General features: G+C 58.6%; 16 protein-coding genes and 1 pseudogene. 11 read left to right on the top strand and 6 right to left on the bottom strand.

Translation table 11 applies throughout. The features are described from left to right. From P775_RS13955 to purC, 4 genes are all read right to left on the bottom strand, one after another. Entirely contained in the window at positions 1 to 1,782 is a 1,782-nt protein-coding gene (locus P775_RS13955; protein WP_099911556.1) for a sensor histidine kinase, read from the bottom strand. A gap of 35 nt (positions 1,783 to 1,817) precedes the next feature. Further along, positions 1,818 to 2,486, bottom strand: a complete 669-nt coding sequence (purQ, locus tag P775_RS13950) for a phosphoribosylformylglycinamidine synthase subunit PurQ (RefSeq protein WP_099911555.1) — start codon at positions 2,484 to 2,486, stop codon at positions 1,818 to 1,820. Between the two features lie 109 nt (positions 2,487 to 2,595). After that, positions 2,596 to 2,826: a phosphoribosylformylglycinamidine synthase subunit PurS gene (gene purS, locus P775_RS13945; protein ID WP_099911554.1), complete on the bottom strand. Its 231-nt coding sequence runs from the start codon at positions 2,824 to 2,826 to the stop codon at positions 2,596 to 2,598. Between the two features lie 89 nt (positions 2,827 to 2,915). Then, positions 2,916 to 3,677 (bottom strand): phosphoribosylaminoimidazolesuccinocarboxamide synthase, encoded by a 762-nt coding sequence (gene purC / locus P775_RS13940; protein WP_099911553.1) that lies wholly within the window; start codon positions 3,675 to 3,677, stop codon positions 2,916 to 2,918. Positions 3,678 to 3,956: 279 nt separating this feature from the next. On the opposite strand from purC, the gene P775_RS13935 reads away from it, so the two are divergent. The 5 genes and pseudogenes from P775_RS13935 (at position 3,957) to P775_RS28090 (ending at position 8,427) form a co-directional block, all read left to right on the top strand. Next, on the top strand, positions 3,957 to 4,271 hold the full coding sequence (locus tag P775_RS13935; RefSeq protein ID WP_099911552.1) for a DUF1476 domain-containing protein: 315 nt from the start codon (positions 3,957 to 3,959) through the stop codon (positions 4,269 to 4,271). Between the two features lie 136 nt (positions 4,272 to 4,407). After that, on the top strand, positions 4,408 to 5,421 hold the full coding sequence (bmt, locus tag P775_RS13930; protein WP_099911551.1) for a betaine--homocysteine S-methyltransferase: 1,014 nt from the start codon (positions 4,408 to 4,410) through the stop codon (positions 5,419 to 5,421). A 292-nt stretch (positions 5,422 to 5,713) separates the two neighbouring features. Further along, positions 5,714 to 7,501 (top strand): SLC13 family permease, encoded by a 1,788-nt coding sequence (locus P775_RS13925; protein WP_099911550.1) that lies wholly within the window; start codon positions 5,714 to 5,716, stop codon positions 7,499 to 7,501. A 281-nt stretch (positions 7,502 to 7,782) separates the two neighbouring features. Next, positions 7,783 to 8,156, top strand: a pseudogene (locus tag P775_RS13920) (cobalamin-dependent protein). 97 nt (positions 8,157 to 8,253) lie between these two features. Next, complete coding sequence (locus P775_RS28090; protein WP_180287443.1) at positions 8,254 to 8,427, top strand: hypothetical protein; 174 nt, start codon at positions 8,254 to 8,256, stop codon at positions 8,425 to 8,427. Between the two features lie 153 nt (positions 8,428 to 8,580). Here the strand turns inward: P775_RS28090 and P775_RS28970 are convergent, their stop codons facing one another. Continuing rightward, positions 8,581 to 8,853 (bottom strand): hypothetical protein, encoded by a 273-nt coding sequence (locus P775_RS28970; RefSeq protein ID WP_245875696.1) that lies wholly within the window; start codon positions 8,851 to 8,853, stop codon positions 8,581 to 8,583. A 232-nt stretch (positions 8,854 to 9,085) separates the two neighbouring features. After that, positions 9,086 to 9,691 (bottom strand): hypothetical protein, encoded by a 606-nt coding sequence (locus P775_RS13910; protein WP_143520907.1) that lies wholly within the window; start codon positions 9,689 to 9,691, stop codon positions 9,086 to 9,088. Positions 9,692 to 9,847: 156 nt separating this feature from the next. Here P775_RS13910 and P775_RS13905 point away from each other — a divergent pair, with 156 nt between their 5' ends. The 6 genes from P775_RS13905 to P775_RS13880 are packed head-to-tail and all read left to right on the top strand — an operon-like array spanning position 9,848 to position 14,524. Further along, positions 9,848 to 10,429, top strand: coding sequence for an anthranilate synthase component II (locus tag P775_RS13905; RefSeq protein WP_099911548.1), 582 nt, complete (start codon positions 9,848 to 9,850; stop codon positions 10,427 to 10,429). Then, positions 10,426 to 11,442: an anthranilate phosphoribosyltransferase gene (gene trpD / locus P775_RS13900; protein WP_099911547.1), complete on the top strand. Its 1,017-nt coding sequence runs from the start codon at positions 10,426 to 10,428 to the stop codon at positions 11,440 to 11,442. Before P775_RS13905 ends, trpD begins: the two co-directional genes overlap by 4 nt. Further along, the gene (locus P775_RS13895; RefSeq protein ID WP_099911546.1) at positions 11,435 to 12,088 is read left to right on the top strand and encodes a uracil-DNA glycosylase; all 654 of its coding nucleotides are present in this window, start codon (positions 11,435 to 11,437) and stop codon (positions 12,086 to 12,088) included. Before trpD ends, P775_RS13895 begins: the two co-directional genes overlap by 8 nt. Then, the gene (trpC, locus tag P775_RS13890) at positions 12,085 to 12,888 is read left to right on the top strand and encodes an indole-3-glycerol phosphate synthase TrpC (protein WP_099911545.1); all 804 of its coding nucleotides are present in this window, start codon (positions 12,085 to 12,087) and stop codon (positions 12,886 to 12,888) included. The genes P775_RS13895 and trpC overlap by 4 nt, the downstream gene beginning before the upstream one ends. Beyond that, on the top strand, positions 12,885 to 13,361 hold the full coding sequence (gene moaC, locus P775_RS13885; RefSeq protein ID WP_099911544.1) for a cyclic pyranopterin monophosphate synthase MoaC: 477 nt from the start codon (positions 12,885 to 12,887) through the stop codon (positions 13,359 to 13,361). The genes trpC and moaC overlap by 4 nt, the downstream gene beginning before the upstream one ends. Next, positions 13,358 to 14,524: a molybdopterin molybdotransferase MoeA gene (locus P775_RS13880; RefSeq protein ID WP_099911543.1), complete on the top strand. Its 1,167-nt coding sequence runs from the start codon at positions 13,358 to 13,360 to the stop codon at positions 14,522 to 14,524. Before moaC ends, P775_RS13880 begins: the two co-directional genes overlap by 4 nt. Positions 14,525 to 14,647: the final 123 nt, after the last annotated feature.

Here is a 14,647-nt window from a genome sequence, read left to right as displayed (position 1 = left end):
TCACTCCGCCGCTTGGGTCTTGTCATTCAATATGGGCAGCTGGATTTCAAATACAGCCCCCCCCGCTTCGGCATTGCGCGCAATGAGCCGTCCGCCGAGGTCGTTTACGATACCCGAGGAAATGGCAAGGCCCAGACCGACGCCATCCCCCGGCTGCTTTGTCGTGTAGAACGGCTCGAACAGGGCTTCCAGATCCTCGATGCCGTGGCCATTGTCGCGCACGGTCATAGTCGCGGTTTCCCCGCTGGCGAGGATCAAATCCAGCTGCGGATCCGGCACCATCTTTGTGGCATCCAGCGCGTTGCGCAGCAGGTTCACCATGACCTGTTCGATCCGCATCCGATCCCCCATCACTCGCACCCTTTCTTCTGGCAGGATACGGGTTATCTTGACCTTGCGGGACTTCAGTTGCGGTTCCATCATCGAGAGCGCAGAGGCCAGCGCATCGCCCATATCCACAGGGGAAAACTCGGCCTGACCCTTGCGTGCATAGCTCTTGAGTTGTCGCGTGATGGCCCCCATCCGCTCGATCAGATCATCGATGCGGTGAAAGGCCGACAGTGCCTCTTCCGGACGGTTGCGGCGCAGCAGAAGCCGCGCACCGGCCAGGTAGGTCTTCATCGCCGCAAGTGGCTGGTTCAGCTCGTGGCTGACGGCCGCTGACATCTCGCCCAAGGCGGCGAGTTTAGAGCTTTGTGCAAGGGTCTGTTCGGCCACGGCCAGCGTCTCCTGCACCCTCTCACGTTCGGCGATTTCCCGCTGCAGGCGCATGTTCAACTGGCGCAACTCCGCCGATTCACGCTGAAACAACGCCATGCGCAGGGCCGTCTTGCGGGACAGGGCATAGAACGCAAGCGCAGCAAGAATCGCGAATCCCATGATTTCGAGCGCCAGAACTCCGTTCACCTTTTCACGGACGCTCGAATAGGTTGTAAAGCTGGTCATAGACCAGCCGCGGAACGGGATGCGTCCGTCGATGCGCATCACCGCCTCCCCCTGCACATATGCATCAGCGGGAAGTGCAGTCCAATCCGCTGTCGCCTGAATGGCGCGTTCGATGGCGCTGTCAGCCGGTTCGCGTTGCAGCGCTGCACTTGGCGTCAGGCCACGCCAGCGGGGTTCGGTGGCAAGGATGATGTTGCCCTCGGAATTCGTCACCAGTACAGCGTCGGAAATACCCGCCCACGCACGTTCGAACTTGGCAAGATCCACCTCGACCACGATCACGCCAATGGCTTTGCCCTGACTGTCAAGGCGGCGGGAATAGGTGAAGGAATAACCACCGGCCTCGCGTTGCAGCGTGGTGAACACGGTGGCGTTGGACCGCAGGGCATCCACGAAATAGGGCGCGTTGCGATGGGATTCCCCCAGTCGGTTGCGGTCTGTCGCCGCCACGGTGCGCCCATCCCCATCCAGCAGCATCAACGATGCTGCACCTATCTCATCTACATAAGAAATCAGGCGCTGCGAACTCTGGCTGTATTCCGAAGAATTTAGCGCACTGATCAAGGCCGGATCGCGTGACAGCAACTGCGGCACGATGGCGTTGCGGCGCAGTTCCGACAGCAGGTTGCCGCTGTAAAGCGCAAGCCGCAGTTCGGCCCGGTTGCGAGTCGTTTCAGTGAAGCGGCTGGTCAGAAGGGAATTGGTCGTCCAGACCGTGGCAACCGCAAGCAGAAACAAAACAAAGAGTGCAGAACGCACACGCCAGCTCAGAGGGCCCGGGCGCTTGTCACGCCGGGCACGATCCTTGGGTGCTTGAAGGGGATTGCCGTCAGCCATGCTTGAAGATAGGGCGCGGAGGCCTCGGGCTCAAGTCAAGCCTGCGCCATAACCTCCGCCAGGTGCGCGAAAAGGCGCGCACCATCGGTGCCCCCCTGATCGGCCTCGGCGGCGCGTTCAGGATGCGGCATCATCCCCAGTACCCGACGATTGGCTGAAAGAATTCCGGCAATATCACCATCAGACCCGTTTGGATTGCTATCATAGGTAAAGGCAATACGATCTTCTTCTTTCAGCGCGGCCAACTCATCGGCTCCTACGGTATAATTGCCGTCGTGATGCGCGATTGGCACCTGAATACGATCCCCGGCATTATACCCACGGGTATAAACACTGTCCGACGTCGCAACCGTCAGCCCGACGGTTCGGCAAATGTACTTCAGCCCTGCATTGCGCAGCAGCGCCCCCGGCAAAAGACCTGTTTCGGTCAGCACCTGAAAGCCGTTGCAGATCCCAAGAACATAACCGCCCTTTTCGCCATGCGCCTTGACCGCGCGGCAGATGGGCGAATTTGCGGCGATGGCGCCACAGCGCAGATAATCGCCAAAGGAAAATCCGCCGGGCAAGCCGACGATATCGGTGCCTTTCGGCAGATCGGTGTCCTTGTGCCATACCATCGTTACATCACATCCCGCCTTGCGAAAGGCAGTTGCAAGATCGCGGTCACAGTTCGACCCGGGAAAAACGACGACAGCGGCTTTCATCAGACAGCTTCCTTCCGGCTGGGCGCCGATCCATCAGCGCATTTGGCGGGGGTTTGGTGCGAAGACAAACATTTGGCAAGAGGCCCGCAGGCTTTCTTGCCATTTCGATTCAGGCCATTTCGATGCGGTAGCTTTCGATCACCGTATTGGCGAGCAATTTCTCGCACATGTCACGCACGGTGTCCTCGCTCGTGCCGTCAGCCAGATCCAGCTCGATCACTTTGCCCTGACGTACACCCTGAACACCGTCAAAGCCAAGGCCGCCCAGAGCGTGGCGCACCGCCTCGCCCTGCGGGTCCAGAACGCCGTCTTTGAGCATCACATGTACATGTGCCTTCATCTTTTCATCTCCGCTCGTTGCACGGGACCTGTCCCCTGCTCTTATCTTTTCAAATACGCAAAGTAGACGCCGAAACCGGCGTAGACCTATCAGTTGATAAGCGTTGGCTTGGGCATCTGCATCGTGTTCTTGGGCAGTACGCCCAGGCGGCGCGCCACTTCAGTATAGGCATCCGTCAGATTGCCCAGATCGCGGCGGAACACGTCCTTGTCCAGCTTCTGACCCGTTTCAATGTCCCACAACCGGCAAGAATCCGGCGAAATTTCATCGGCAACCACAAGGCGCTGAAAATCTCCATCATAAACCCGACCGCATTCGATTTTGAAGTCGACCAGTCGAATGCCGACTGCCATCATCACACCGGACAGAAAATCGTTCACCCGCAAAGAAAGGCTCAGGATATCGTCCATGTCTTGCTGGCTTGCCCAGCCGAAGGCAGCAATATGCTCTTCAGTGACCAGCGGATCGCCCAGCTTGTCGTCCTTGTAGCAATATTCCACGATGGGACGCGGCAGCGGCGTGCCCTCTTCGATGCCCAGACGTGTCGACAGTGATCCGGCAGCATAGTTGCGCACGATGATCTCCAGTGGGATGATCTCGCAGGAGCGCACAAGCTGTTCGCGCATGTTCAGCCGGCGGATGAAATGGGTCGGCACGCCGATATTGTTCAGGCCGGTCATGAAGAATTCGGACAGGCGGTTGTTCAGAACTCCCTTACCGTCGATCACATCTTTTTTCTGAGCGTTGAACGCAGTGGCATCGTCTTTAAAATACTGCACGATCGTCCCAGGCTCAGGGCCTTCGTACAGGATCTTCCCCTTGCCTTCATAGATTTTCTTGCGGCGTGCCATGCGGTCTCTTTCCATAAGGAACATACAGGCTCAGAGTTTGCCCGTTTGCGTCGTCTTAGTCCAAGGTGATCGCTGTCGCAAGCACCGCCCACACGACTGTGCGGCGTCAAATGATTTTCAGCGCAATTTTTAACGCACGTTGACGGGGCAAATAGGTCTCACTCCAAGCTTATTTGAAAGTTAAGTAGATTGGCCCTGCATATAAAGGCTGCAAGACTTGCGGGCGGGCCGCTGCCACAACATATCTTGTCTATGTAATGTGTCTTAGGGAGCTTGGCCATGACCTCATTCAATGATCGCGAAACTGCGTTCGAAAACAAGTTCGCGCATGATGAAGAAATGAAATTCCGTGCAGTGGCGCGGCGCAACAAGCTTCTGGGCCTCTGGGCCGCCGCGCTGCTGGGGAAGACCGGCGAAGATGCCACCACCTATGCCAAGGAGGTCGTGAAAGCCGATTTCGAGGAAGCCGGGCACGAAGATGTGGTGCGCAAGGTTTCTGGCGATCTGGGTGACAAGGTCAGCGATGACGAAATCCGCACCAAGATGGCCGAGCTGTCCATCACCGCCATGGACCAGTTGATGAACGAAGCCTGATCCGACCACCCTTGCCACATGGTGCGCGCGCGTCTCGGTGTCCGGGCACGCCCTGAGTCCGGGAATGAATTTGCCCAAACGGGGGATCTATCGGAAACGTACCGCGTTCCTACGCAGGCCAGACAGGACCAAGATCATGACAAATGCGCTGAGCAGACTCCTTGAATCAAAGGACTGGCTGATGGCCGATGGCGCGACGGGCAACAACCTGTTCAACATGGGACTTGCCGCCGGTGACCCCCCTGAATTCTGGAATGCGACCGAAACCGACAAGATCCGCACGCTGTATCGTGGTGCAGTCGAGTCCGGCAGCGACATCTTCCTGACCAATTCCTTTGGCGCCAATGCTTCCCGGCTCAAGCTGCACAATGCACAGAATCGTGCTTATGAGCTGTCCTGCCTCGCGGCCCAGATCGCACGCGAGATTGCAGATGTCGCCGGCCGCTCCGTCGTTGTTGCAGGCTCCGTCGGCCCGATGGGCGAGATCATGGAGCCGGTCGGCACGCTCAGACATGCCAGTGCGGTCGAGATGTTTCACGAAACCGCCGAGGGGCTGAAAGCGGGCGGCGCGGATGTCCTCTGGGTCGAGACGATCTGGGCGCCCGAGGAATTCCGTGCCGCGGCCGAAGGCTTCAAGCTTGCAGGCATGCCTTGGTGTGGCACGATGAGCTTTGACACTGCCGGGCGCACCATGATGGGTGTCAACTCATCGGACATGGTGCAGATGGTGGGCGCAATTGAAAACGCTCCGCTGGCCTTTGGCGCAAATTGCGGCACCGGCGCGTCCGACATCCTGCGCACGGTTCTTGGCTTTGTCGCGCAAGGCACAGAGATGCCGATCATCGCCAAGGGCAACGCCGGCATTCCCAAATACCACGACGGCCATGTCCATTATGATGGCACCCCGGAACTGATGGCGGATTATGCCGTGATGGCCCGCGACTGTGGCGCGCGGATCATTGGTGGCTGCTGCGGGACCATGCCTGACCATCTGCGCGCTATGCGCGCCGCGCTTGAGACCCGATCCAAGGGTGAACGTCCGACGCTGGAACAGATCGTTGCGACGCTCGGGCCGTTTTCCTCGGACAATGATGGCAACGAGTATGACACAGCGCCCAGGCGCGAAGGCCGCAGGCGTCGCCGGACCTGAGATGTAAACCAACAACTAGAGCAATGCCCTCTTCCGGGGCCTTTTTTGAAACCGAAAGACAAACAAATTTTTGCAGGAATTTGTGCGATCTTAGTGTGGCGGCACTCCGTGAATCCCAAAGTTGGCTGTCGAGCATTCCGGGGCGTCTAAAATCCAACAGAAGCAGGCATTTTGGTGTTTTTCCGCTGGTTCTGAACCGCCATCCGCGAAAGCGGAACCCGCACCTATGCGGAGCGTTTCTCCCTCACATAAAAGAACGCGGTCCCTCCGCGTCAGGCAGGAGACAAGTGAAATGATGTCCTGGATTGCAGAGCATGACGCCCTTCTGGCGCTCACTCTGGTGTTTGGTCTTTTTGTCGCCTTCGCCTCCGAGCGCTATCCGCCAGATGTCACTGCTGCGGCAGGAGCGGCGCTTTTTATCATTCTGGGACTCGTCCCGACGGATCAGGTGATGGATGTCTTCGCGAACTCTGCGCCGATCACGATTGGTGCGATGTTTGTTCTGTCGGGTGCGCTTGTGCGCACCGGCGTGATCGATGCGCTGGCGGACGTGGTCATCGCCCGCGCACGTACCGCTCCTATGATCGGTCTTGCCGGATTCTTTGCCGTTGCGCTGATCGCCTCGGGTTTCGTGAACAACACGCCGCTTGTCCTTGTGCTGATCCCAATTGTCATCCGTCTTGCCGGTGCGCTCAACCTCGCCCCGACCAAGCTTTTGATACCTCTCTCGTATGTGTCCATTCTCGGCGGGACCTTCACACTCATCGGCACGTCGACAAGCCTGCTTGTGGACGGGGTGGCGCGCAATGCAGGGCTTGATGCGTTCGGCATCTTCGAAATTGCCCCGGTCGGGATCATCGCCGCCGTTTCTGGTATTTCCTTCCTTCTGCTCGTCGGGCGCCGCCTGCTTCCGTCGCGGAACGAAACAAGTGCGGCCCTTGATGTGGAGCCTGATTTCCTGACCGAGGTCACTCTGCTGGAAGATGCGCCCTTCATCGGGCAGCGGATCGCAGAGGTCGCTGACTTGAATAGGCCAAATATCCGACTGACAGGGCTGCGCCGGGGTGCGCGCATCCAGCGCAGTGGCCTGTCCGAGATAGAGCTGCGCAAAGGCGATGCGCTGATCCTGATGACCACCACGTCTGAGGCGCTGACCCTCTATCACATGGCTGGCCTGCGCATCGGCACCACCCGAAAGATGCCCGGTCAGTCAGAATCCCCGTTGATTCTGGCCGAAGCGATGGTCGCCCCGCGTCGCGGTCTCACCAGCGTGCCGCTCGCGCAACTGGGCCTTGGCGGACGTTATGGCGTCCGCGTCATTGCCGTCAGCCGCCACCGCCACATTGCCGGCGCTGACCTGCCAAGTACGAAGCTCAAACCGGCGGATCGTCTGTTGCTGGAGGGTCCCGCCGAAGCGTTTGAATCCTTGTCGCGCAGCGGTGATCTTGTCGCGGTATCGGGACCCTCCGGGCGACCCTATCGGCGTAAGCAGGCCCCCGTCGCCGTACTGGCGATTCTAACGGTTGTTGTCCTCGCCGCTTTCAATATCATGCCGATCGGCATTCTGGCCCTTCTTGCCGTGGCCGGAATTCTAGTTCTGCGCTGCATCGACAATGACGAGGCCTGGGGATCAATCGACGCGTCCATCCTGATCCTGATCTTTTCGATGCTGATTATCGGCGCGGGACTGGAAGCAACCGGTGCGGTGGAAACGGTCGTCTCTGTCATCGCGCCTCATCTCGGGGGTCTTCCTCCACTTCTTGCGCTTGCGGCGGTCTATGCGCTGACCTCGGTGTTGACGGAGCTGGTGACCAACAATGCGGTCGCGGTCATCCTGACGCCAATCGCCATCAGTCTGGCCACGACGTTGGGTCTGGATCCCCGCGCCTTTGTTGTCGCGGTGATGGTGGGGGCCTCCGCCAGCTTTGCAACTCCGATAGGGTATCAGACCAACACTCTCGTTTATGGTGCGGGGGCTTATCGTTTTGCTGACTTCCTCAAGATCGGTATACCGATGAACATCGTGGTGGGGATCGCTTCGATCCTGGCAATATCGGTTTTTTTTCCACTAGCTGGCTGAGGGCATGACCCCACCCGGACGGTCGTCGGGACTGTGCCTCATATGTCTGCATCGTTCGTTTGGCACTGGGATCAGCGGGATGTGGGGAACCATCCAGAATAAAGAACGAATGCGCGCAATCGTCAGACTTGTAATTGTGCCAAGCGTCTGCGCTGCCCGGGTAAAAGTCGGGGAACGTGCAAGGCGCGTCGCTATCCGCCAATCGGCGCGGACAGAAAGCGAGCAGGAGGCTGTGTCAAAGGGACCAAGCGCGCGTGTCACCGGCACAAAGGAAACACCGCATGTTTGATGAAGACGAACTGATCGAGCAGATGTTCGACGACCTTTACCACGGTTTCAAGGGAGAGACTCAGGAGGGCGTGAGCATTCTTGTCGGACGCGGCTGGCAGCCCTACGACGTGCTGACCAAGGTGCAGACATCGTTGGCATGTCCGCCCCGCTGACGACCACAATGCCTTATATGAAGGTTGTCATCGACACGATGATTGAACGCGGAATTCGCGAAAACTAAATTGTTGTGGTCGGGGGTGCCCCTCTGAATGAGGAATTTTTCACGGCAATTGGCACGGATGACTATTGCCGTGACGATGCCGGGGCTGTCGAAACGGCAAAGGAACACGTCCTGTGCAAACACAATCGCACAAAAGTCGACTAAATGCAGCGCGCAAGCGCAAATATCGGACCTTATCCCAACGGCAGGGTCTTTTTCTTTAACCTTCTCCACCCCATATTAGTTTCGAGAGGAGATTCGAATGCCTGTGACGTCCTTTGCTTTGACAATTCTAGCCGTGATCTTCGCCGCCGCTCTGACAGTTTGGGCGATGACGGCCTGGGGTTTTTTGACCGTCGTCCCCATGGTCATGGCCGTTGGCCTGATCGCCAGATGGGCTCTGGGCCGCGTGCCTTATGACGACAGCCACCCTTAGAACCGCATCCAGCGACCGCCCCAAGGATACGGCTCTGACTCGCATTGGACTGCGTACCAAAGGTACGGGTAGCATATTTTTTGATCGCCTGCGTAGTCTTGGCGCGCGAATTACTGGATCTGAAAGAGCAGAATAGGTGGGCCCATATCTACCTCACTTGTCTGCCCGCGATCCTGCAAAACCACCCGCAAAAAAATCACCCAAGCGGTGCGCGACGCTGTTAAGAGGCACGCGGAGCACTAAGACACCATCCATGTGCTTCATGGAGATTGCGGCACCAGTGGTCTGTTGCGGACTGCTTGTGCTGGAATGGATGTCGAAATGCTTCCAAGAACCCATTGCTACAGCTTTTTCGAGGGTAACAATGTGTTTTCCAGTTGGGACGAGATCAGGGCCTTTAATCTCACAGATTTCTTGTTGCGCCAATTTGATTACTTTGTCTGACAGCCGCTTGGCTTAACCGACGTCCGGAGCTGAGGGAGACTTATTTCGGCAATTACGAAAAACTGGTTTGTCAGGCGCAAACCGACGATCCGGCCTGACATGTTTGGCGAGCACCATGCTAAACACATTCACCTGGCGTTCGTGAGGCGCCTGAAGGGCTACGGCGGCCTAGAGACCTCCATGAGGCACTTGGTGAGCTAAAAGGCGCAGTATTTTATGGCTTGACCATTGTCGCGGGATCTTCTGAAGTCTGAGACTGCGCACCAAGAGCCCCGTCATTGCTGAGAACCAAACCGCCGGTGTCTTGGGGCACCTGTGGTGCCGGGGGTTGCATCGGTTCGCTGGTCACTCTCGGCCCCACATTCAGCGCGGCGGGCGCGGTGCGCTGAATGGTCGGCGCTGTGGCCGCGTCTGTCGAGACAGAGGCTTTTTCTGCGTCATCGGGGGACTGCGGCGATGTCAGGGCAGTACCGTCCTTGGCGACGTCCGGCATTGATCCGTCTTCTGTCTTCAGCGGCTCTTTTCCAGCCTCAGGTGGTATATCCGGCGCTCCCGCAAGGGGAGCAGACAGCGCTGAACTTTCAGACTGTCGCAATGCAGGCGGCACAGGCGCCTTGGCGAGCGATGGGTCGTTGGGCGTTTCTTCAAAAAAGCGCAGCGGAGGCGTGGTCGGCAGCTGCGCCTCATCCGAGGTAGTGGAACGTTGCGCCGCATCCTCAGCGTCGCCAAGCGGTATATCGGCATAAAGAGACAGTCCTGCCGCCCCGATCACCGCGACCATCGCGCCGCAGACCATCCCCGCAAACCAACCTCTTGCCACTATCCTGTCCCTCTCAATGCCCCAGACCGGGATGTCTCCGCGGCCCTGTTTCAACCTGACGCTTGTGACCACGCGCCCCTTGACGCTGTGTCCCCTGCCTGCGCATGTATATCGCGACCCGGCCCATGCAGGCCAGCCCGCAAAAAAGAAATGCCGATGCTGCTGCTGATAGATAATTATGACAGTTTCACCTACAATCTCGTCCATTATCTGGGCGAGCTTGGCGCTGATGTGAAAGTTGCCCGCAACGATGCCCTGACGGTTGAGGAGGCGATGGCGCTCCACCCCTCTGGGATCCTCTTGTCCCCGGGACCATCGGATCCCGATCATGCAGGCATCTGCCTTGGGCTGACAACCGCCGCTGCCGAGACAAACACGCCGCTTATGGGGGTTTGCCTTGGCCACCAGACCATAGGCCAGGCCTTTGGAGGTTGTGTCGTTCAGCACGATCAGATCGTGCACGGCAAGATGGGCGTGATGCACCACAAAGGCGGCGGAGTGTTTGCCGGATTGCCGTCACCATTCGAAGCGACACGCTACCATTCCCTGGTCGTCGCCCGTGACACCCTGCCCGCCTGTCTTGAAGTCACGGCCGAACTGGAAGATGGCACGATCATGGGCCTGTCCCACCGAACTTTGCCGATCCACGGTGTGCAGTTCCATCCAGAATCCATCGCCTCTGAATATGGTCACGCGCTGCTGAAAAATTTTGTCGACGTTCTGAAAGTCCCTACATGAGTGATTTGCTTAAACCTCTGATCGGTGCCGCCGCCGACCGCCCGCTGACCCGCGCCGAAGCGGAAACCGCTTTTGGCATCCTCTTCGCGGGCGAAGCGACGCCATCCCAGATCGGTGGTTTGCTGATGGCCATGCGCACCCGTGGCGAAACGGTGGATGAATATTCCGCAGCCGCCAGCGTGATGATCGCCAAGTGCAACAAAGTGGCGGCCCCAAAAGGCGCGATGGATATTGTCGGCACAGGCGGTGACGGCAAGGGCACGCTCAACATCTCGACAGCAACGGCCTTTGTTGTAGCTGGCGCAGGTGTCCCGGTCGCCAAACATGGCAATCGCAACCTGAGTTCGAAATCCGGGGCCGCAGATGCGCTTACGGCCATGGGCATCAACGTCATGCTGGATGCGCCCCGCGCTGAAAAAGCGCTGAAAGAGGTGGGCATCTGCTTTATGATGGCGCCGATGCACCATCCGGCCATGGCCCATGTCGGGCCGGTCCGCGCCGAACTTGGCACCCGCACGATTTTCAACATCTTGGGTCCCTTGACCAATCCGGCGGGTGTCAAACGTCAGCTCACCGGTGCGTTTTCGCGTGACCTGATCCGCCCCATGGCTGAAACGCTTGCCCAGCTTGGGTCGGAAAAGGCTTGGCTCGTTCACGGCTCTGACGGCACGGATGAACTCTCTATCAGCGGGATCAGCTGGGTTGCAGCGCTGGAAAACGGTGCTGTGAGCGAGCACGAGGTTCACCCGGAAGATGCCGGCCTGCCGGTACACCCGTTCGAAGATATCGTCGGCGGCAGCCCTCAACAGAACGGCGCGGCCTTCAAGGCCCTGCTGTGTGGGGAACACTCGGCCTATCGTGACGCTGTTCTGCTGAATGCCGCCGCAGCTCTGGTGGTGGCGGACCACGCAAATTCCTTGCCCGAAGGTGTTGAAATGGCAAGGATAAGCATCGACAGCGGTGCTGCTTTGGCAAAGATTGATGCACTGGCGCGCGCCACCCAAAATGCCTGAATCGAGAGCTCCGGCCCAATGGTCTTTCCTGCCTTTTTTCCAGCATGACCTGCCGGTGATCACTGCCAAACTTTCGCAAGAGGTCCGCACGATCTATCCGCCAGCACAGCAGGTCTTTCGCGCGCTGGAGCTGTGTCCACCGGACAAGGCGCGCGTTGTCATCCTGGGTCAGGACCCCTACCACACGCCTGGAAAGGCCGATGGCCTGGCGTTTTCCATTCCACAGGATTTCGGCGGGCGGCTTGACAGCCTTGGTAATATTTTCAAAGAGATCGTGGCCGATCTGGGTGCGCCGCGCAGCGTGACAGACCTCAGCGATTGGGCAAGACAAGGCGTACTCCTGCTCAACACCGCGCTGACAGTGCCCGAAGGCAAGGCCAACGGGCATGCCAAACTTGGCTGGAACCATCTGACACGGGATGTGTTGATTGCACTTTCGGATCACCCTCGTGCCTTTGTTCTTTGGGGGAACCACGCGCAGGGCTTTGCAAAGCATATTTCTGGGCAAAATCACCTGATCCTGCGGACGGCGCATCCCTCGCCACTGTCTGTACATCGGGGATTTTTCGGCTCTCGCCCCTTTTCGCAGATCAACGCTTGGCTTACAGCCAGAGACGAGACACCGATACACTGGACAGACCCATGACCGAAACGATCCTCGACAAGATCAAGACCTATAAGCTGCTGGAAATCGCCGCCGACAAATCCAAGGCTCCCTTGGCAGAGGTCGAAACAGCAGCCCAAGCTGCGAGCCCGGTGCGCCCTTTTGCTAAGGCGCTGATCGCAGCGCAATCACGGGGATATGGTCTGATCGCCGAGGTCAAGAAAGCGTCGCCTTCCAAGGGATTGATCCGGGAGAATTTTGACCCGGCGACCCTCGCCTCCGCTTATGAGACGGGCGGGGCGAGCTGTCTTTCTGTGCTGACCGATACACCCAGCTTTCAGGGCGCAAAGTCCTTTCTGACGCAAGCCCGCAACGCGACGACCCTGCCCGCCCTGCGCAAGGATTTCATGTACGACCCCTATCAGGTGGTCGAGGCGCGCGCCCTGGGGGCAGATTGCATTCTGATCGTCATGGCCAGCGTGTCCGATGCGCAAGCCTCAGAACTTGAGGCCTGCGCTTTTGACTGGGGTATGGATGCCCTGATCGAGGTCCACGACCGCGCCGAACTGGACCGCGCGTTGGCGCTGAGCTCACCCCTTCTGGGAATCAATAATCGCAACCTCAAAACGTTCGAGACGCGCCTTGGCACAACACGCGACCTTTCCCGACACGTGCCTGAGGGCCGTATCCTGATCTCTGAATCCGGTCTGAACAGCCCTGCGGATCTTGCTGACATGGCAAAATATGGCGCGCGCAGCTTCCTTATCGGGGAAAGCCTGATGCGCCAACCCGATGTGGCACAGGCCACACGGACGCTTCTGGCCAACCCGGTGCCCGCATGAGCGGCCTCAGTCATTTTGATGCCAAGGGCGATGCGCATATGGTTGATGTTTCGGACAAGGCCATCACATCGCGCGTCGCCGTCGCCGAAGGATACATCAGGATGGCGCGCGAAACCTATGATATCATTACGGAAGGTCGCGCAAAAAAAGGCGACGTTATCGGCATCGCCCGGCTAGCTGGGATCATGGGGGCAAAAAAAACCTCTGAGCTGATCCCGCTCTGTCATCCCTTGCCCATAACCAAGGTCGCTGTCGAACTGACGCCGGATTCGGATCTGCCTGGCCTGCGGATTCAGGCGACCGTCAAGACCACGGGCCAGACCGGGGTCGAGATGGAAGCGCTTACGGCGGTCAATATCGCCGCGCTTACAGTCTATGACATGGCCAAGGCCGTGGACAAGGCGATGGAAATTGGCGGAATCCGTGTCATGCTGAAAGACGGCGGAAAATCAGGACGTTACGAGGCAAAATGATATCCGTTGGCGACGCCCTTGCTCAGCTTTTTGCGCTGGTCAGACCGCTGGAAACCGAAGCTGTCGGCCTGCGCGATGCGTTGGCGCGTGTGATGGTGCGTGCAGAAACCGCGCGGCGTGACCAGCCACCTTTCGCGGCTTCTGCCATGGATGGCTACGCGGTTACGCATGCCGCGCCAGGGCTAACCTTGACCGTGATCGGTGACGCAGCAGCAGGCCATCACTTTTCTGGGACGGTGGCCGAGGGTAAGGCTGTCCGTATCTTTACCGGAGCGCCCGTGCCCTTGGGTGCCACACGCGTCGTGATTCAGGAGGATGTAACGCGCAGCGGCGATACCATCACCTTGCGTGACAATCTGGATGCATCGGACAATATACGCCCGGTTGGCAACGATTTTTCCGCTGGGTTCACTTTAGAGGCCCCTCGCCGCCTGACACCAAACGACATTGCGTTGCTCGCCTCGATGAACATCGCCAAGGTTACGGTCACGCGTCGCCCCGTTGTGGCCCTGATCGCGACCGGCGATGAACTTGTGATGCCCGGAGAGGCTCCCTGCGCCGACCAGATTGTCGCTTCGAACACCTTTGGCCTTTTTGCCCAGATGCTGCAACTTGGGGCCGAACCCCGGCTTTTGCCCATAGGGCGTGATACCGTCGCCTCGATGCGTCAGGCGCTTGATCTTGCCCAAGGCGCTGACCTGATCGTGACGGTGGGCGGCGCATCGGTTGGCGATCACGATATCGTTGGCCGTATGGCGCAAGAGCTCGGTCTGGAACGTTCCTTTTATAAGGTGGCGATGCGTCCTGGCAAGCCGCTGATGGCCGGGCGTTATGCTGGCGCCATGATGATCGGCTTGCCCGGCAACCCGGTTTCGGCGATGGTTTGCGGGCATGTTTTCCTGGCACCAGTCGTGCGCGCCATGCTCGGCCTTGCGGCGGAGCCAGCTAAACGAGAGGCCGCGCCGCTCTTGAAAGCCTTGGGTTCGAACGGGCCAAGGGAACATTACATGCGTGCGCAGTGCACCTCTGACGGCTTGCAGGTCTTTGACCGTCAGGACAGTTCCTTGCTCAGCGTTCTGGGGCAGGCCAATGCGCTGCTGGTTCGCGCGCCAAGGGATCCCGCACGCGCAATTGGTGAGCAGATGGAGTTTATCGCCCTTTAATCAGAACCTTGCCTCGTGTCTCTAAGTAATTTTTGGATGCAACCGCTTGATAAATGTGCTGACTTTGCGTTGACACAAAACGGGAACATGCGTAGAACAAAGCCGAACAAAGTTTGGGGCTCA

It is taken from the genome of Puniceibacterium antarcticum (assembly GCF_002760615.1).
In the GTDB taxonomy this organism is placed as follows: Bacteria; Pseudomonadota; Alphaproteobacteria; order Rhodobacterales; family Rhodobacteraceae; genus Puniceibacterium; species Puniceibacterium antarcticum.
The sequence above is the reverse complement of the archived record's forward strand: the minus strand, read 5'-3'. Positions and strand labels throughout refer to the sequence as shown.